General features: G+C 70.6%; 15 protein-coding genes. 10 read left to right on the top strand and 5 right to left on the bottom strand.

Annotated elements, in window-relative coordinates:
- Positions 1 to 107: 107 nt before the first annotated feature.
- Complete coding sequence (locus KBX00_RS02880; RefSeq protein ID WP_210822967.1) at positions 108 to 554, bottom strand: MarR family winged helix-turn-helix transcriptional regulator; 447 nt, start codon at positions 552 to 554, stop codon at positions 108 to 110.
- Between the two features lie 39 nt (positions 555 to 593).
- On the opposite strand from KBX00_RS02880, the gene KBX00_RS02875 reads away from it, so the two are divergent.
- The 7 genes from KBX00_RS02875 to KBX00_RS02845 all read left to right on the top strand — a co-directional run bounded on the left by KBX00_RS02875 (position 594) and on the right by KBX00_RS02845 (position 9,245).
- The gene (locus KBX00_RS02875) at positions 594 to 1,778 is read left to right on the top strand and encodes a substrate-binding domain-containing protein (RefSeq protein WP_301547252.1); all 1,185 of its coding nucleotides are present in this window, start codon (positions 594 to 596) and stop codon (positions 1,776 to 1,778) included.
- 456 nt (positions 1,779 to 2,234) lie between these two features.
- Complete coding sequence (gene urtA, locus KBX00_RS02870; RefSeq protein ID WP_210822965.1) at positions 2,235 to 3,479, top strand: urea ABC transporter substrate-binding protein; 1,245 nt, start codon at positions 2,235 to 2,237, stop codon at positions 3,477 to 3,479.
- Positions 3,480 to 3,543: 64 nt separating this feature from the next.
- Positions 3,544 to 4,431: an urea ABC transporter permease subunit UrtB gene (urtB, locus tag KBX00_RS02865; protein WP_210822963.1), complete on the top strand. Its 888-nt coding sequence runs from the start codon at positions 3,544 to 3,546 to the stop codon at positions 4,429 to 4,431.
- A complete protein-coding gene (gene urtC, locus KBX00_RS02860; RefSeq protein WP_210822961.1) occupies positions 4,428 to 5,597 on the top strand; it encodes an urea ABC transporter permease subunit UrtC in 1,170 nt (389 codons plus the stop codon). Before urtB ends, urtC begins: the two co-directional genes overlap by 4 nt.
- On the top strand, positions 5,594 to 6,367 hold the full coding sequence (urtD, locus tag KBX00_RS02855; RefSeq protein ID WP_210822959.1) for an urea ABC transporter ATP-binding protein UrtD: 774 nt from the start codon (positions 5,594 to 5,596) through the stop codon (positions 6,365 to 6,367). The genes urtC and urtD overlap by 4 nt, the downstream gene beginning before the upstream one ends.
- A gap of 8 nt (positions 6,368 to 6,375) precedes the next feature.
- Positions 6,376 to 7,059: an urea ABC transporter ATP-binding subunit UrtE gene (gene urtE / locus KBX00_RS02850; protein ID WP_301547251.1), complete on the top strand. Its 684-nt coding sequence runs from the start codon at positions 6,376 to 6,378 to the stop codon at positions 7,057 to 7,059.
- A gap of 215 nt (positions 7,060 to 7,274) precedes the next feature.
- On the top strand, positions 7,275 to 9,245 hold the full coding sequence (locus KBX00_RS02845) for a cellulase family glycosylhydrolase (protein WP_210822955.1): 1,971 nt from the start codon (positions 7,275 to 7,277) through the stop codon (positions 9,243 to 9,245).
- A 138-nt stretch (positions 9,246 to 9,383) separates the two neighbouring features.
- Here KBX00_RS02845 and KBX00_RS02840 read toward each other — a convergent pair whose 3' ends face one another.
- The 3 genes from KBX00_RS02840 to KBX00_RS02830 form a co-directional block, all read right to left on the bottom strand.
- Positions 9,384 to 9,887 carry a Rieske (2Fe-2S) protein gene (locus tag KBX00_RS02840; RefSeq protein WP_210822953.1) on the bottom strand — a complete coding sequence of 168 codons (504 nt, stop codon included), beginning with the start codon at positions 9,885 to 9,887 and terminating at the stop codon, positions 9,384 to 9,386.
- Positions 9,888 to 9,913: 26 nt separating this feature from the next.
- On the bottom strand, positions 9,914 to 10,477 hold the full coding sequence (locus KBX00_RS02835) for a DUF6529 family protein (RefSeq protein ID WP_301547250.1): 564 nt from the start codon (positions 10,475 to 10,477) through the stop codon (positions 9,914 to 9,916).
- A 68-nt stretch (positions 10,478 to 10,545) separates the two neighbouring features.
- Entirely contained in the window at positions 10,546 to 11,340 is a 795-nt protein-coding gene (locus KBX00_RS02830) for a hypothetical protein (RefSeq protein ID WP_210822949.1), read from the bottom strand.
- Positions 11,341 to 11,767: 427 nt separating this feature from the next.
- Between KBX00_RS02830 and KBX00_RS02825 the strand changes: the two genes are divergently transcribed.
- Both KBX00_RS02825 and KBX00_RS02820 read left to right on the top strand, forming a co-directional pair.
- Positions 11,768 to 12,280, top strand: a complete 513-nt coding sequence (locus KBX00_RS02825; protein ID WP_210822948.1) for an HPP family protein — start codon at positions 11,768 to 11,770, stop codon at positions 12,278 to 12,280.
- Positions 12,281 to 12,393: 113 nt separating this feature from the next.
- A complete protein-coding gene (locus KBX00_RS02820; RefSeq protein WP_210822947.1) occupies positions 12,394 to 15,570 on the top strand; it encodes a non-ribosomal peptide synthetase in 3,177 nt (1,058 codons plus the stop codon).
- Positions 15,571 to 15,627: 57 nt separating this feature from the next.
- Here KBX00_RS02820 and KBX00_RS02815 read toward each other — a convergent pair whose 3' ends face one another.
- Positions 15,628 to 16,215 carry a putative glycolipid-binding domain-containing protein gene (locus KBX00_RS02815; RefSeq protein WP_210822946.1) on the bottom strand — a complete coding sequence of 196 codons (588 nt, stop codon included), beginning with the start codon at positions 16,213 to 16,215 and terminating at the stop codon, positions 15,628 to 15,630.
- 254 nt (positions 16,216 to 16,469) lie between these two features.
- Here KBX00_RS02815 and KBX00_RS02810 point away from each other — a divergent pair, with 254 nt between their 5' ends.
- Entirely contained in the window at positions 16,470 to 17,987 is a 1,518-nt protein-coding gene (locus KBX00_RS02810) for a pyridoxal-dependent decarboxylase (RefSeq protein ID WP_307867974.1), read from the top strand.
- The last annotated feature ends 33 nt before the right edge of the window (positions 17,988 to 18,020 follow it).

Raw genomic sequence — 18,020 nt, 5'->3', positions numbered from 1 at the left:
CACCCTCCTCGATCTTGCACTTTCGGTCGTTGATATGCGCGTTTCGCGGCTTATGGTGCGACCAGAAGTGCAAGATCGCGGGGCGGACGGGGTGTGGGGGACGCGCGTCAGGCGGGGGTGGGGGTGCGGCGGCGGGCGTCCAGGCGGGTGATCAGGGCGTCGAGGAGGGCGGCCAGGTCGGCGTCGGTGGACGTGCCGAACCCGACCAGGTCGGCGCGGATCGCGCTGTCCACCCGTTCGTGCTCGCGGCGGCCCCGGGCGGTCAGGTAGGCGCGGATGCGGCGGCGGTCGAGCGGGTCGACCCGGCGGAAGACGAGGTTGCGGTCGACAAGTTGATCGACCAGCTTGGTCAGGGTGCCGGGCGGCAGCGACGCCTCGGCGGCGACCTCGCTCATCGGGTGCCCGAGACCATCGGCGAGCAGGCAGAGGACCCGCCACGCCTCGATGGTGAGCGACTCGGCGGCGAGCACCCCGCCGACCCGGCGCGAGAGCAGCCGCTCGGCGCGGGTGAGCAGGGGTAGCAGGTCGGCTGCGGAACCGGGAAGGTCTGACATGGCACTCCCGCCTCGCTGATGCGGTGTCATCGTACCGAGATGTCCCGCTGGTTGGGAGGGCTGGTCTTCACCAGCGGCGGCGGCCACCATGTGTTCATGTCCGCGCCGGCACCAGGCTCCGGACGCCCGCAGGCGGGGGAGAGCATCGCCGCCGGGGCGTCCTGGCTGACCGTCGACCGGGGCGTGGTCAGCATCGCGTTGGTGTACCCGATGCGCGGGCCGGCGGGCATGTTCGGTCCGAGCTGTGAACTCTGCGCGCAGCTCGCGGTCGAGGAGTTGAACCGGCGTGGCGGCGTGCTCGGCCGGGAGCTGCGGCTGGTGCCGGTCGACGGCGGGGCACCGCCGGCCGAGGTGGCCGCCGAGGTCGAGGCGCTGGTGTCGGTGGGCGCGGTGCAGGGCGTCACCGGCTGGCACATCTCCTCGGTACGCCAGGCGGTGGCGCCGCGCATCGCACACCGGGTGCCGTACGTCTACACCGCCCTGTACGAGGGGGGTGAGCGCACCGAGGGTGTCTTCCTGACCAGCGAGACGCCGGACGCGCAGCTGTGGCCGGCGATGCGGGTGCTTGCCGGGGATCTCGGGGCGCGGCGCTGGTTCGTGGTCGGCAACGACTACGTCTGGCCACGCCGGACCACCCGGGCGGCGCACCGGTACGCGCTGCGCAGCGGCGGGCGGGTGGTCGGCCAGCACTTCCTGCCCCTGGAGACGCACGACTACGCCGAGGTGCTGCGGCGCATCGAACACAGCGACGCCGACGCGGTGCTGATGCTGCTCGTGGGCGCGGACGCGGTCCGGTTCAACCGGGCGTTCGCGCGGGCCGGTCTGGACCAGCGGTGCCTGCGCCTGAGCACCCTGATGGACGAGAACATGCTGCTGGCCAGCGGTGCCGCCAACACCCGGGGGCTGTTCAGCACAGCGGGTTTCTTCGCCGGCCTGGTGACCCAGGAGAACCTCGACTTCCACGGCAGCTTCGGCCGCCGCTTCGGGCTGGAGGCGCCGCCGCTGGGCAGCCTGGGTGAGTCCTGCTACGAGGGTGTGATGTTGTTGGCCGCGCTGATCGCCAAGGCCGGCACGCTCGACGTCCGGGCGGTGGAGGCCTCCGCCGAGGTGGTGACCTACGACGGGCCGCGCGGTGAGTTGCGGCTGCGCCGCCGGCACGTTCGCCAGCGCATCTACCTGGCCGAGGCCGACGGCCTGGACTTCACCGTCCTGACCGAACTGTGATCTTCGTCGGGGCGTGACCGGACCGTGCCTTGACAGGTTCGTCGGCCGGCGGCAAAGATACTTCCTACGTGAAGCATCCGGCCGTGGCGCCGGATTTCACCACCGTCCGGTGATGGACGGAAAAGCGCAGCCGACTGCGGCTGAAAATCGTGCGCCGGTGTCATTCCGCCGATTCTCCAGGGCGAGGCACCGGCATTTTTCGTGCCCGCCATCTGGACGCCCGGCCAGCGGAAACAGTCTATTGAGGATTGGGAAACATCCGTGCAATGAAACGGATCGAAGCTTTCCCTGCCCGATATCCGAATCGCCGCTCGGACCGGTGTCCACCCATCGTCCGGGCAGCGCCGAATGTTCCGACGGACCGCACCGCAGTTAGACAGATCCGCACTTCGACTCGGGGCCGACGATCGTTCCCGGGCACTGACTGACGTCACACGCGCGACGCAGGGAGATTTGATGACACTGATCCGGGGCCGCCGCATCCTGGCGGGTGCCATGACCCTGGTCGCCGCGGCCGCGCTGGCCGCGTGCGGCAGCAAGACCACCGACGGGAACACCTCGGCGGGAGTCGCCGCCGATGTCTCCGGCGACACCGTCAAGGTGGGCCTGCTCAACTCCCTCTCCGGCACGATGGCCATCAGCGAGGTCACCGTCCGGGATTCGATCATGCTGGCGATCGAGGAGATCAACGCCGCCGGGGGCGTCCTCGACAAGAAGATCGAACCTGTCGGCGAGGACGGCGCCTCGGACTGGCCGACCTTCGCCGAGAAGGCCGAGAAGCTGATCCGCGAGGACCGCGTGGCGGCCGTCTTCGGCTGCTGGACCTCGGCCAGCCGCAAGGCCGTCAAGCCGGTGTTCGAGAAGAACAAGGCGCTGCTGTTCTACCCGGTGCAGTACGAGGGCCTGGAGCAGTCGCCGTACATCTTCTACACCGGGGCCACGACGAACCAGCAGATCGTCCCCGGCCTGGACTACCTCAAGGCCCAGGGCACCACCTCGCTCTACCTGGTCGGCTCCGACTACGTCTTCCCGCGTACCGCAAACAAGATCATCAAGGCGTACGCCGAGGCCAACGGGATGAAGGTGCTGGGCGAGGACTACGCACCGCTGGGCTCCACCGAGTTCGGCACCATCACGAACAAGGTGAAGTCCTCCGGCGCGGACGCGGTCTTCAACACGCTCAACGGTGACAGCAACGTGGCCTTCTTCAAGGAGTACAAGTCGGCCGGGCTGACCGCCGACAGCATGCCGGTGGTGTCGGTGTCGATCGCCGAGGAGGAGGTCAAGAGCATCGGCACCCAGTACCTGGAGGGCCAGCTCACCGCCTGGAACTACTACCAGACCACGCCCGGGGCGGCGAACGAGAAGTTCGTCGCGGCCTACAAGGCCAAGTACGGGGCGGACAAGCCGACGAGCGACCCGATGGAGGCCGCGTACATCTCGGTCTACCTGTGGAAGGCGATGGTCGAGAAGGCCGGCACCTTCGACGTGGAGAAGGTTCGGGAGGCCTCCGACGGCATCACCTTCGAGGCACCCGAGGGGCTGGTCACCGTGGACGGTGCCACCCAGCACATCGCCAAGACGGCGCGCGTCGGCAAGATCGGCGCAGACGGGCTGATCACGGAGGTCTGGAACTCCGGCGAACCGATCACCCCCGACCCGTACCTCAAGAGCTACCCGTGGGCCGGCGGCCTGAGCTGACCCGGCGGGCCCGGGCGGCGCACCCGCCCGGGCCCGCATCCACAAGCAGTTCGGAGTACGCACCGTGACAGTTCTCATCGGCCAACTCTTCACCGGCGTCAGCATCGGGGCGGTGCTGCTGCTCATCGCCCTCGGCCTGGCCCTGACCTTCGGCCAGATGGGCGTCATCAACATGGCCCACGGCGAGTTCATCATGGCCGGCGCCTACACCACCTACGTGCTGCAACAGGTCATCACCGCGGCCGGCTGGTCGCTGCTGATCGCCCTGCCGATCGCCTTCGTGGTGGCCGGCGCGATGGGCGTGCTGCTGGAGATGCTGCTGATCCGCCGCCTCTACGCCCGCCCGCTGGACACCCTGCTGGTCACCTGGGGGGTGTCGCTGATCCTGCAACAGCTCGCCCGGGACATCTTCGGCAGCCCCAACGTGCAGACCCGCGCCCCGGAACTGCTCACCGGAAACATCGCGCTGCCCGGTGGCATCACGGTGGCCAACAACCGGTTGTTCATCCTGGCCCTGGCCGGCGGCGCGGTCGTCGCGTTGACCCTCGCCCTGCGGGTCACCCCGCTGGGGCGCCGGATCCGGGCCGTCGTGCAGAACCGCGACCTCGCCGCCGTCTCCGGCATCCCCACCGCCCGGGTCGACCGGATGACCTTCTTCATCGGCTCCGGCCTGGCCGGCATCGCCGGAGTGGCCCTCACCCTGCTCGGACCGATTGGTCCCACCATGGGCACCAACCTGATCATCGACGCCTTCCTGGTCGTCGTGGTCGGCGGGATCGGCCAGCTCAAGGGCACCGTCATCGTCGCCTTCGCACTGGGCGTGCTCCAGGCGACCGGCGAATACCTCACCACCCTCAGCGTCGCCAAGGTGATGGTCTTCATCGCCATCGTCGCGTTCCTCCAGTGGCGACCCCAGGGCCTGTTCACCCTGCGTACCAGGAGTCTGGCATGACCACCGTCGCCCGAGATCCCGTCGCCGCCGCCGACCCGTCGCCGACACCACCGACCAGACCGGCGGCCGGACCGTCCCGGCACCGGTACCGGGCCGCCGTCGGATTCGCCTTCGGCGCTGCCCTGCTCTTCGCCGTCGCGCCGCTGCTGCTGTCGGACTTCCGGCTCTCCCTGCTGGCCAAGTATCTCTGCGTGGCAATGGTCGCGGTCGGTATCGGCCTGGCCTGGGGGCGTGGCGGCATGCTCACCCTCGGCCAGGGCGTCTTCTTCGGCCTCGGCGGATACGCGATGGCCATGCACCTCAAGCTCGCCGACGCGGGTCCGGGCAACATGCCCGACTTCATGATGCTGTACGGGCAACTCGACGAGCTGCCACTGTGGTGGCGGCCGTTCGCCAGCCCATGGTTCGCCCTGCCCGCCACGATGCTGCTGCCGATGGCGGTCGCCTTCGTACTCGGGTCGCTGGTGTTCCGGCGTCGGGTGCGCGGCGCCTACTTCGCCATCCTCAGCCAGGCCCTCGCCGCCGCCATGGTGATCCTGTTGATCGGCCAGCAGGGCACCACCGGCGGCACCAACGGGCTCACCGACATCCAGGGCTTCTTCGGCTACGACCTCGACGACCCGGTCAACCAGCGGATGGTGTACTTCATCATCGCCGGCACCCTGCTGGCCCTGCTGGCCCTGGCCCGGCACCTGATGCAGAGCCGCTACGGCGAGCTGCTGGTGGCCGTGCGCGACTCGGAGGAGCGGGTCCGCTTCCTCGGCTACGACCCGGCCACCGTCAAGCTGGTCGCGTACGTGGTGGCCGCCGGCATGGCGGGGCTGGCCGGCGCGCTGTTCGTGCCCGCGGTGGGCATCATCTCCCCGGCGCTGATCGGGATCGTGCCGTCCATCGAGTTCGTCATCGGCGTCGCCATCGGCGGGCGTGCCACGCTGCTCGGCCCGGTACTCGGGGCGGTCGCGGTGGCGTGGGCGCGTACCGCCCTGTCGGAACGCTTCCCGGGCACCTGGACGTACCTCCAGGGCCTGCTGTTCGTGGTGGTGGTGGCGTTCCTGCCCGGCGGCCTGGCGTCGCTGATCGGCCTGGCCCGCCGCCGCGACGACGGCGAACCCCGGCCGAGCCGATTCGCCCGATTTCGACCACGGCGGCGGGAGGGGGCGGCATGACCGGGCAGTTGCACGGGCTCTACGTACGGGACCTGCGGGTCAGCTTCGACGGGTTCACCGCTGTCGACGGGGTTTCCCTCGACGTCGCCCCGGGCGACATCCGGTTCCTGATCGGGCCCAACGGTGCCGGCAAGACCACCCTGGTGGACGCGGTCACCGGGCTGGTCCGGGCCACCGGCTCGGTACGCTTCGGTGATCGGGAACTGCTCGGCCGGCCGGTGCACCGGATCAGCCGGCTCGGCGTCGGCCGCACCTTCCAGACCTCGACGGTGTTCGAGGAGCTGACCGTGTTGCAGAACCTCGACATCGCCGCCGGGGCCCGGCGCAACTGGGCGACGTTGCTGCGCCGCCGCCACGGCGTGCCCGACGAGGTGGCCGAGGCCCTCGACGTGATCGGCCTGGCCAGTCGTGCCGACCAGCTCGCCGGCACCCTCGCCCACGGGCAGAAGCAGTGGCTGGAGATCGGCATGCTGCTGGTGCAGGACACCCGGCTGCTGCTGCTCGACGAGCCGGTCGCCGGCATGAGCCACGAGGAACGCGACGCCACCGGGCGCCTGCTGGAGAAGGTGAGCCAGGACCGCACGGTGGTGGTGATCGAGCACGACATGGACTTCCTGCGCCGCTTCGCGCGTACCGTCAGCGTGCTGCACGCCGGTCGGGTGCTCAGCGAGGGCACCGTCGCGCAGGTGCAGGCCGATCCGCGTGTGCAGGAGGTCTACCTCGGTCACCCGGTCGACGCCGGGTCGGCCCCGACCCAGACGGAGGCATGATGCTCGCGATGCGTGGCGTGCACGCCGGTTACGGGCGCAGCCGGGTGCTGCACGGCGTCGACGTGACGGTACCCGCCGACGGGGTCGCCACCGTGCTGGGCCACAACGGTGCCGGCAAGTCGACCCTGCTGCGGGTGGCCGCCGGACTGCTGCGCCCCACCGCCGGCCGGGTCGAACTCGACGGCGAGGACATCACCCGGTTGGCGCCGCACGAGCGGGTCGCCCGGGGGATCGCGTACGTGCCGCAGGGGCAGCAGTGCTTTCCGCACCTGACCGCGGCGGAGAACCTGCGCCTGGTCGCCGACGGCCGCCGGGACGGTGCCACGGCCACCGCCGAGGTGCTGGACCTGTTCCCGGCGCTGCGCCCGCTGCTGCGCCGTCGCGCCGGGCTGCTCTCCGGCGGTCAGCGTCAACAACTGGCCATCGCCCGGGCCCTGATCACCCGGCCCCGGCTGCTGATGCTCGACGAACCGACCGAGGGCATCCAGCCGTCGGTGGTGACCGAGATCCAGGACCGGATCGTGGCATTGATCGCCCAGACCGGGTTCAGCGTGCTCCTGGTCGAGCAGCATCTCGGCTTCGCGCTGCGGGTCGCCGACCGCTACCACGTCCTGGAGTCCGGCCGCGTCACCTCCGCCGGCGACGGCGGCACCACCGCCGAACACACCGTCCGCGAAGCCCTCGCCGTCTGACCACCACCACCCCGCCGATCTTGCACTTTCGGTCGCTGATACGTCCTTTTAGTGGCCTTTGCGGGGACGAAAGGTGCAAGATCGGCGGGGTTGCGGGGTGGGACTTCCGTTGTGGGGGGTGATTGCCTAGGGTAGGCGTGGAAGCGCTCCCACGGTCCTTGGGCAGGACTGTTTCTCGACGTGCTCGCTCCCTCATCCACCACAGAGGAAGTCGCATGTCTGCACGTAGAAAACTCCAGGCCGCCGTGACGGCGGCCGTGGCCCTGCTCGGCCTGACCGCCGTCGCACCCGCCGCGACAGCGGCCCCGACGGCTGCGGCACCGGCCGCCGCGGCCACTGCCGACTGGCTGCACACCGACGGCAACCGGATCGTCGACGAGGCCGGCAACCAGGTCTGGCTCACCGGGGCCAACTGGTTCGGCTTCAACGCCAGCGAGCGGGTCTTCCACGGCCTGTGGTCGGGCAACCTCGAATCGATCACCCGCCAGATGGCCCAGCGCGGCATCAACATCGTCCGGGTGCCCATCTCCACGCAGCTGCTGCTGGAGTGGAAGGCCGGGCAGACGATCCGGCCCAACGTCAACACGTACGTCAACCCGGAGCTGGAGGGCCTGAACAACCTCCAGGTCTTCGACCACTGGCTCGCGCTGTGCGAGAAGTACGGGCTGAAGGTCATGCTCGACGTGCACAGCGCCGAGGCGGACAACTCCGGCCACGTCTATCCGGTGTGGTGGAAGGGCAGCGTCACGCCGGAGCTGTTCTTCCAGGGCTGGGAGTGGATCACCACCCGCTACCGGACGAACGACACCATCGTCGCGATGGACATCAAGAACGAGCCGCACGGAACCCCGAACGATCCCCAGCGGGCCAAGTGGGACTCCAGCACCGACCAGGACAACTTCAAGTACGCGTGCGAGACGGCGGGCCGGCGGATCCTGGCGATCAACCCGAACCTGCTGATCCTCTGCGAGGGCATCGAGATCTACCCGCGCGCCGGCGCCACCTGGGAGTCGCCGAACACCAACCCCGACCGCAGCCCCAACTACCACTACAACTGGTGGGGCGGCAACCTGCGCGGCGTCGCCGAGCACCCGGTCGACCTCGGCGCCCAGCAGGACCAACTCGTCTACTCGCCGCACGACTACGGACCGCTGGTGTACGAGCAGCCGTGGTTCGAGGGTGACTTCGACAAGGACTCGCTGACCAACGACGTGTGGCGGCCGAACTGGTTCTACATCCACGAGCAGAACATCGCGCCGCTGCTGGTCGGGGAGTGGGGTGGCCGGCTGGGTCAGGACGCCCGGCAGGACCGCTGGATGGCCGCGCTGCGCGATCTGATGATCTCCAACGGCATCCACCACACGTTCTGGTGTCTCAACCCCAACTCCGGTGACACCGGGGGCCTGCTGCTCGACGACTGGGCCAGCTGGGACGAGACGAAGTACAACCAGATGCTCAAGCCCGCGCTGTGGCAGCACAACGGCAAGTTCGTCGGCCTCGACCACCAGGTGCGCCTCGGTGGCACCGACTCCACCACCGGCATGAGCCTCGCCGAGCGCTACGCCGGCGGGCCAGGCCCCGGCGACACCACCGCGCCGACCGCCCCCGGGCGGCCGACCGCCACCGACGTGACCGCCACCGCCGCCACGCTGACCTGGGCGGCGGCCACGGACGACGTGGGCGTGACCTCGTACGAGGTGCTGCGGGCCACCGGAACCGGGGCGGCCACCGTGGTCGGCACGGTTTCCGGGACCACCTACCGGGCGACCGGGCTGAGCGCCTCGACCAGCTACACCTTCACCGTGCGGGCCCGCGACGCGGCCGGCAACGTCTCCTCGGCCTCGCCGCCGCTGACCGTCACCACCCCGGCCGGCAACGACAACGGCGACGCCGGCTGCGCCGCCACGTACCGGGTCACCAGCTCCTGGCAGGGCGGCTACCAGGCGGAGGTGACCGTCCGCAACACCGGCACCGCGGCCATCTCCGGCTGGACGGTCACCTGGACCGCCCCCGCCGGCACCACGATCGCGTCACTGTGGAACGGCCGGCTCACCACCTCCGGAACCACCGTGACCGTGCGCAACGAGCCCTACAACGGGCAGCTCGCCGCCGGCGCCAGCACCACCTTCGGGCTGACCGGCAGCGGATCGGGTACGCCTTCCGCGCTCACCTGCACCGCGTCCTGACGCTGAGGTGCCCCTGCCCCACCCGCGGATCGTGGGTGGGGCAGGGGCCGTCCGGGGACGTGACGCCACCTCGGACGGCCCCGCGCGGCCCGGGCCTGGGTGGGCCGCGTCACCGTGTTCGCATCGCCGAGCGCCTGGTCAGGCCAATCGGATGGCGTCACCGTCGACGGTGACGTTCGCGGCGGGCAGCGGGGCTCCCGCCGGGCCACTGCGTACCGAGCCGTCGGCGATGTCGAACACGCTGTTGTGGCAGGCGCAGACGATGGTGCCGTCGGAGACCGAGGTCACCGTGCAGCCCTGGTGGGTGCAGGTCGCCGAGTACGCCTTGATGACCCCGTCGCTCGGCTGGGTCACCACCACGCCGGCGTCGGCGAAGATCGCGCCGCCACCGACCGGGATGTCGGCGAGGGTGGCCAGTGCCGGTGGACCGGCGTCCGCCCCGTCGTCGCCCGGGGTGGCGGTGCCGGAGGGGTCGGCACCGGAGGTGCCCGACGGGTCGGCGGCGCCGGAGCTGCCGGCCGGCGGCGCCGCCGTCGGCTGGCCGTACGTCGCGCAGCCGGCCAGCGCGGCCACGCCCACCGCGCCGGTACCGGCCAGCAGGGCGCGTCGCGACCGGCAGCAGCCAGCCTGCTCGTGGTTCATCTGCGGGTGCCTTGCCTTTCCGGGGATCAGAACTGGATGCCGAACGTGGTGAAGTACCAGACCGACGAGGTCAGGAAGACACCGATCAGGGCGACGAACACCACCCCGCCGACCGTGGGGAGCACCCAACCGGCGAGGCCGCGCTTGGGCAGGGTCAGCATCTTGGTGGCGAAGGCGCCGAAGAAGAAGCAGCCCAGCAGGGAGTGCAGCAGCGTACGGGTGTCGTAGTCGGCGAAGCCGAGCGCGTACAGGCAGTGCACCGCGACCGGCACGGTGAGCAGGAACGCGATCCGCCCGGACCAGCGGTGCACCGAACCGGCCCAGGACGGGGAGAAGCCACCGAGCCGACCCCACATCGCCAGCGCGGACAGCACCTGGATGACGGCGAAGGACGCCGCCCCGGTGCCCAGCCACACCTTCACCGTCAGCGGCGAGGAGAAGCCGGCCACGTTCACCGCGATGCCGGTGGGGGTGTGGGTGCGTCCGTAGACGCCGAGCGCAACCGCCACCCCGGCGCCGACGACGAGCGGCACCAGCAGCGAGGGCCGCCGCCTCGGTGCGCTCGGCGGCGGGGCCCCGAAGTCACGCATCAACTCGATGGTGGGCTCGGACGCCCGGCGGGGCACGGTGCGTGCCCCGCCCTGCCGGTGCTGGGACATCACCGCGCCCCGGGGACGACCGGCTCGGCGACGAGGGTGACGCCGTCGACCACCGTGCTGTTGAAGGCGGGGTCCAGCGGCGGTGCCGGAATGGGCTTGCCGTTCCAGGTGACGATGCCGATCTGGGTGCCGTCGGGCAGCATGATCCAGCCGCCGTCGAAGCCGGCCTTACGGGTCTCGTCGGTCACCCGGTAGATCGCCGGTGCGGTTCCCGACCCGGACTTCACCACCGCCTCGTCGGTCGCCGTGTCGTCGAGTCGGGCGGTGAACTTCCAGCGCCGGACGCCCACGATCATCTCGCCGCTGGCGCGGTCGCCCCGGATGACACCGGTCAGCTTCGCGTCCTTGCCGGTCAGCTCGATCCTGCCGTCCCGCACCGTGCCGGACAGCCACAGCTCCATGCTCCGGCCGTCGCAGACGTACGCCTCGGCCTTGCCGTCGGTGACGGTGATGGCGATGGTGGCCCCGTTCTCGAGTTCACCGATCCAGTTCTGCTCGACCGAGGTCACCTCGGTGCCGGCCGACGCGGCGTCGGGGTCCGTCGGCGGCGAGGTGTCGGCCGGTCGGCGGGCGTCGGCGTCGCTCGGTTCCTCGTCGGGCGCAGCCGCGTCGGGGTCCACCTCGGCGTCGGGGTCCGCCGCCACGTCGGCGGGTGGTGCCGGCGCGGCAGCCGGTGCACCGCCGCCGGCCGCGGGTTGGGTGCCCGGCGGGGATGCCTGTGCACTCATCGTGAACAGCACGGCAGCCGTCACCGCCCCCGACAGGAGGGTGAGCAACGGGGTCAGGCGCTTCATGGGCCACTCCCTTCGCACCGAGGTACGGACGGAGATGGTGGATGGGTTCAATCAGTCGCCAGGAAACCTCTCACGGGATGTCGTCAGTGCCCGGTTAGGCCATGTTTTCTCGTCCCTCGCGTGGGATAACCACAAATCAGCAACATCGGTGAATGTCACTTCCATGCCACATGCCATCCAGTGACAGGATGCATGCAAAGCGATAAGCTTCCCGTCGTTGGATCTGTCGGTGCGGGGGCCGAGGAGCCAATGTCTTGCCTGGTAGTCGAGCTGTCCGGGGTGCCAATCGAAGGCTGGAGGGCGGGCGGCGCCCGCTCCGTGGGTCGGGATTCGTGGGATCGAGAGCCCTTTCGGGCGCGGTTTCGTTAACGCGACGGCAACATCAAGGCATGGCTGGGGGAAGCGCGTGCTTGTCGTACGGTCGTTGGTGCGTGGAGTCGGACGCCCGTGGCCACCTCGGACGGCGGTGCTCGCCGGGGTGGGCGGCACCCTGGGCATCGGCGCGGTGGGCTCGGTGGCGTTGCTGGCCGGTACGCCCCTGTTGATCGCGCCGCTGGGCTCCACCTGCATGATGATCTTCGGGGCGCCGCAGGCGCCGTTCGCCCAGCCGCGCAACGTCCTCGGTGGACACACGATCTGCACGCTGGTCGGCCTGCTCGGCGTACGCGTGCTGGGAAACGCCCCGTGGACCATCGCCGCCGCAGTCGGCCTGGCCATGGCCCTGATGGGACTGACCCGGTCATTCCACCCGCCGGCCGGCGGCGACACCGTACTCGTGATGCTGGCGCAGCCCGGGTGGCTGTTTCTCTTCGTACCTGTCCTGCTCGGCTGCGTGATCCTGCTCGGCATCGCGCTGGCCTTCCACAACACGCACGCCGCCGGCTCCTATCCGGTCTCCTCGGTGCCGACCCGCCGGGAGGTGATCGCCGCCGAGGAGTGAGCAGACCGGCCGGCGGGTGGCACCCGACAGCCAGGGACAGGCCGCATCGTCGTGTCCACGTTGACCTTCCAATCCGTATGACCACCTCATGTCGAGACGGGAGTGACGAGCAGATGCCGCAGGGGGAGACCGAACCGAGCCTGTCGCTCGGCCAGGAGAGGTCCTGGTTCATCGATCAGTACGTGGACGCGCCGGTAGAGGTTCTGGTGGAGCAGGTGCGGCTGCGTGGGCCGCTGCGGGCGGCCACGCTCGCCACCGCGCTCGGTGACGTGGTCGCCGCCGAGGCCGCGCTCGGCCTGGCGATCGGCACCGACCAGGGCCGGGCCGACCGGCGGTCGGCGGCACCGGTTCCGGCGGCGCTGGCCGGCGCGGACCTGTCCGGGCTGTCGGACACCGAACGCGAGGAGGCGGTCCGGCGAGCGGTCGGGCGGGCCACCGAGACCCGGTTCGACCTTGGCCGTGGCCCGCTGATCCGGGCCGAACTGCTACGCCTGGCGGCCGACGAACACCTGCTGCTGCTGATCGCCCACCGCGCGGTGGTGGACCCGGCCTCCCTCACGCTCGTCGTCACCCGCCTCGGTGCGGCCTACCAGGCCCGGCTCGCCGAACCGTCCGGGCCGGCCGACACCACCGTCCGGGACGAGTTCGCCGGGTTCGCGCAGCGGGAACGGGCCGCTGCGGAGGCGGCCCGGGTGGTCGCCGGCGCCGCCTGGCGGGAGTACCTCGCCGACGTCGCCCCGCTGGAGCTGCCGACCGACCGGATTCGTCCGGTACAACCCCACTACGCGGCTGGTACCGCCGACCTGCGGCTGCCGCCGGTGCTGCACGAGCAGGTGGAGAACCTGGCCGCCCGGCTCGGCGTGGCATCGGCCGACGTGCTGCGGGCGTGCTTCCAGGCCCTGCTGCACCGCTGGTCCGGCCAAGCGGTACTCGCGCTGGGAGTCAGCGACGAGCGCCGCACGCCGGACACCGCCGGCCTGGTGGGGCCGGTGGCGACCTGGCGGGTGCTGCGCTGCGAGACCGACGAGCACACCCCGTTCGCCGCGCTGTGCGCCCCACCCGACACCCCCGAGCCGCTGCCGTTCGAGACCCTTGTCGAGGAGGTACGTCCGCCGCGCGATCCGGCCCGCAGCCCGCTGTTCCAGGCGGCGTTCACCGCCCGCCGGGTCACCGCCGCGGCCGGCTGCTTCGGCGAGGTCACGGTGCTGGCGCAGACCCTCGTACCGGCCGCGGCCACCCTGCCCGACCTGGCGCTGCTGGCTCAGCCCGACCCGAGCGGCACCCGGCTCACCCTGACCTGGCGGGCCGACCTGTTCGACCCGACGACCACGGAGCGGATGCTCGGCCACTACGTGAACCTGCTGCGTGCCGCGGTCGCCGACCCGGACACCGCGGTGCACCGACTGGCCATCCTGGACGATGCCGAGCGGGCCCGGCTGCTGGACGAGTTCAACCGCACCGACGCGCCGTTCCCGCAGGACGTCACCGTGCACGAGCTGTTCGAGGAGCAGGTGCTGCGTACGCCGGACGCCCGGGCGGTCACCATCGAGGGGCGACACCTGACCTACCGCGAGCTCAACGAGCAGGCCAACCGGCTCGCTCACCGGCTGCGCGCCGGTGGCGTCGGTCGGGGCACCCTGGTCGCCCTCTGCCTGGAACGCTCGCTCGAACTCATGGTCGCCGTCGTGGCGGTGCTGAAGTCCGGTGGCGCGTATGTGCCGCTCGATCCGGCGTATCCGACGGACCGGCTGGCGTTCATGCTGGCCGACACCCAGGCCCGCTTCCTGGTCACGCAGCAGCGGCTGCGTGAGCTGGCACCGGTCGGCGAGGAGGTCGCGGTGCTCGTGCTCGACGAGCCCGCCGACGCCGCGTCGCTGGCCGCGCAACCGACCGAGAACCCGGTGAACGTCAACACCGCCGACGACCTGACCTACATCGTCTACACCTCGGGCTCGACCGGCCGGCCGAAGGGAGTCGAGACGATCCACCGGGGAGTCGTCCGTCTGGTGATCAACACGGACATTCTCCAACTCGACGAACGGACCAGCTACCTGCAGATCTCCCCGCTCTCCTTCGACGCCTGCACGCTGGAGATCTTCGGGCCGCTGCTCAACGGCGGGCGGGTGGTGCTGCTGCCACCCGGGGTGCCGACCCCGGCCCGGGTCGCGCGTACCGTCCGCGAGCAGGGGGTGGACACGCTCTGGCTGGTCGCGCCGCTGGCCAACCTCACCATCGACACCCACCTGGAGGACCTGCGCGACCTGCGTCAGTTCATGGCCGGTGGGGACGTCCTGTCACTGCCGCACATCCGTCAGGTGCTGGAACGGCTGCCGCACGTGTCGATGGTCAACGGGTACGGGCCGACCGAGGTGACCGCCTTCAGCGTCAGCCACCGAATCACCTACGTGGACCCGGACTGGCCGTCGATCCCCATCGGACGGCCGATGCACAACACCACCGCCTACATCCTCGACCCACTTGGTCAACCGGTACCCGTCGGCGTGTGGGGCGAGCTGTACCTCGGCGGTCCCGGCGTGGCGCTCGGCTACCACAACCGCCCCGATCTCAACGCCGAGCGGTTCCTGCCGGACACCTTCCGCCCGGGCGACGGGCACCGGCTCTACCGCACCGGCGACCGGTGCCGCTGGCTGCCCGACGGCACCATCCAGTTCCACGGCCGGTTGGACACCCAGGTGAAGATCGACGGGCTGCGGGTCGAACTCGGCGAGATCCAGAGCGCTGTCGCCGACGACGAGTCGGTCGCCGCCGCCGTGGTGACCGCACCGGTGATCGGCACGCGGCGCACGCTCGTGGCGTACGTCGTGCCGGCCGACGGGCACCCCTTCGATCCCGCCGCAGTGCGGGCCCGGGTGGCGGCCGCCCTGCCCAGTGTCATGGTGCCGGCCCACTACGTCACGATTCCCACCATCCCGCTCACCCCGAACAACAAGGTCGACTTTCGGGCGTTGCCCGCGCCGGAGCTGGCGGCCGGCGCCGCGCACCGACCGCCGGAGACCGGCACCCAGCAGACCGTCGCCGAGATCTGGCAGGAGATCCTCGGTGTGCCGTCGGTCGGTCTCGACGACAACTTCTTCGAGCTGGGTGGCCACTCGCTGCGTGCCGTACCGATGATCGCGGCGGTCAGCATGCGGTTCGGCGTCGACCTGGCGGTTCAGGACATCTTTGAGGTACCCGTTCTGGAAGCGCTCGCGGCGCGTATCGAGGAGCGCATGCTGGAAGCCATTCCCGCAGAGGAGCTGGAGCGTATGTTCGCAGATATCGGCGGCTGAAGCCGCAATTGCGGGCCGGGGTTGGGTGTCCCGCACCCACCCCCGACCGCATAACTGTCACGGCACCCGACGGCTAACCTTGTGCGCCACTGAACGCCACCCGCCGCCGGGATAGTCGAGCACCATTCCATTGGCGTCGACCGTCAATTTGTAGCTGCCGTATCGGCCCTTGTACCGATAGGTGTCGCGGTCGATCCGTTGGTATCCCTGTTCGACGGCGCGTACGCCGAACGAGGGCACCTGGATCCACAGCACCCGGGCGGTGGCCTCGGCGCCGACGGCGAGATCGAGCCGCCGGATGGTCAGGCCGTTCGTGGCCGGGGTAACCGCCAGATCCACGTCCTCGCAGGGAAACGGCAGGTCGAGGGGGCCCTCGGCGGAGTGCCAGCGACCCTCGTCATCGGCGTGCAGGGCCAGCGTCCGCAGCCCGGTCGGCTCGTCGACCTCGATCCGGACGGACCGGGACCGTCGCGCGGCATCCGTCTCGACGAGGTAGGTGGCGCTGGTCGGGCCGCCCCTGCCCCGGTACAGGGCGGTTCCCGACAGTCGGAAGCCGGTCGGCGTCCGGTCCAGCTTGCCCATTTCCAGGAACAGCCGGTCGGACCGTTCCCAACTGGTCGTACTTAGTCTCTCCAAATCGGACATGCCGGAGATTCTAGTTCCTCAATTCTCCACTGGCGCAAGGGGCCGGTCAGTTGTACCGTCGTTGTCGGAGCGCGATGAGCGATGAGACATTCGCTTCCTGGTACGCCCATGGTTGGCCAGTCCAGTTCGGCGACTACTTTCGGTCACAACAATTGACGGCGGTTCCGGACCGGCTCCACGAAGGTGGATTCGGTGCGGTAGAGGGCCGTGCCCGAATGCCCTTTCCCGCTGCAGAACCAGAAAAGGGGAAAGCCGTGTCAGTGCCGAGCATCGGCGACGCACCCACCTTCGTGGCGACCGCCGACCACGACAGCATGCGACAGCTCCGAGCGTTGGTCGACGACGTGTTGGGCGTCCTGGCGGACGTGGGCAAGGGACGGGCCACCCCGGTGGCGCCGGGCGGCCCGACGGCCGTCCGGGCGTACGCGGACGACGTGCTCGCCGAGCCACTGCTGCCGGCGACCGGCGGCAACCCCGCCGAGGTGCTGCGCAAGCTCGTCGAGGCGTACGCCAACTGGTCGGTCGACGTGAGCCACCCCGCGACGGTGGCCCGGATGCAGTGCCCGCCCACCGCGGTGGCCGTCGCCGCCGACCTGGTGGCCGGCGCGCTGAACCAGTCGATGCACGCGTGGGAGGCGGGCCCGTTCGCGCTGGAACTGGAGCGCCGGCTGATCGAGGACCTGGCCACCCTGGTCGGCTACGGCGCCGACGCGGGTGGCACCCTGACCGCCGGCGGAAGCATCTCCAACGTCATGGCCATGCTGATCGCCCGGGACGAGGCGTACCGCCGCCGACTCGGCCGGTCCACCTTCGACAGCGGGTTGGCCGTCGGTGGCGTCCGTCCGGTGGTGCTGTGCACCGAGACGGTGCACTTCTCCGTCGACCGTGGCGCGAGCATCGCGGGTATCGGCGCGGACGGCATCATCCGGGTACCGGCCGACGACCTGGGCCGGATGATCCCCGGCGAGGCCGACCGGATCCTGCGCGAACTTCCCGCCGACTGCCTGCCGGTGATGCTGTTCGTCTGCGCCGGCTCCACCGACTTCGGCTGGGTGGACCCGCTGCCGGAGCTGGCGCGGGTGGCGCGCGAGCATGGCGTGTGGCTGCACGCCGACGCCGCGTACGGCGGTGGGGCGCTGTTCTCCGAGCGGCTGCGGCCGCTGTTCGACGGGCTCGCCGAGGCCGACTCGGTCACCCTCGACCTGCACAAGTTCGGCTGGGTGCCGGCGTCGGCCGGGGTGTTCCTGGCTCGGGACGCGGCCACGTTGGACCATCTCGCCGTCCAGCAGACCAGCCTCAACTCACCCGACGACGTGGCCGAGGGTTTCGTCGGCCGCTACGGGCACTCCATCCAGGCCACCCGCCGCTGCGACGCGCTCAAGATCGCCGCCACGCTGCGGGCGTACGGCCGGGACGGCATCGGTGCCATGGTGGACGCCTGCCACGAGCTGTCCCGGTACGGCGCGGCGCGGGTGGCCCGGGAGGCGAAGCTCGAACTGGCCGCCGAGCCGGTGCTCAGCACCGTGCTGTTCCGTTACCTGCCCGGCGACGGCAGTGATCTCGACGTGTTCAACAGCGGCCTGCGGCGCCAGTTGATGCGTGACGGGCACGCCATGCTCGCCCGGGTCTTCCTGCCGCGTCCCGGCGGCGGCAAGGAGGTCTGGCTCAAGCTCATGCTGCTCAACCCCGCCACCACCGGCGAGCAGCTCGACCAGGTTGTCGACGACGTGCTGGCCACGGGCGCGGCACTGGAGGCGGCGGGCCGGTCCTGACGCCCCTTCCGCAGAGATCCGTCAGGGAGCGCA

Source organism: Micromonospora sp. C95 (assembly GCF_018070465.1).
In the GTDB taxonomy this organism is placed as follows: Bacteria; Actinomycetota; Actinomycetes; order Mycobacteriales; family Micromonosporaceae; genus Micromonospora.
Note: the sequence above shows the minus strand (reverse complement) of the source record. Positions and strands in the feature narration are given on the sequence as shown.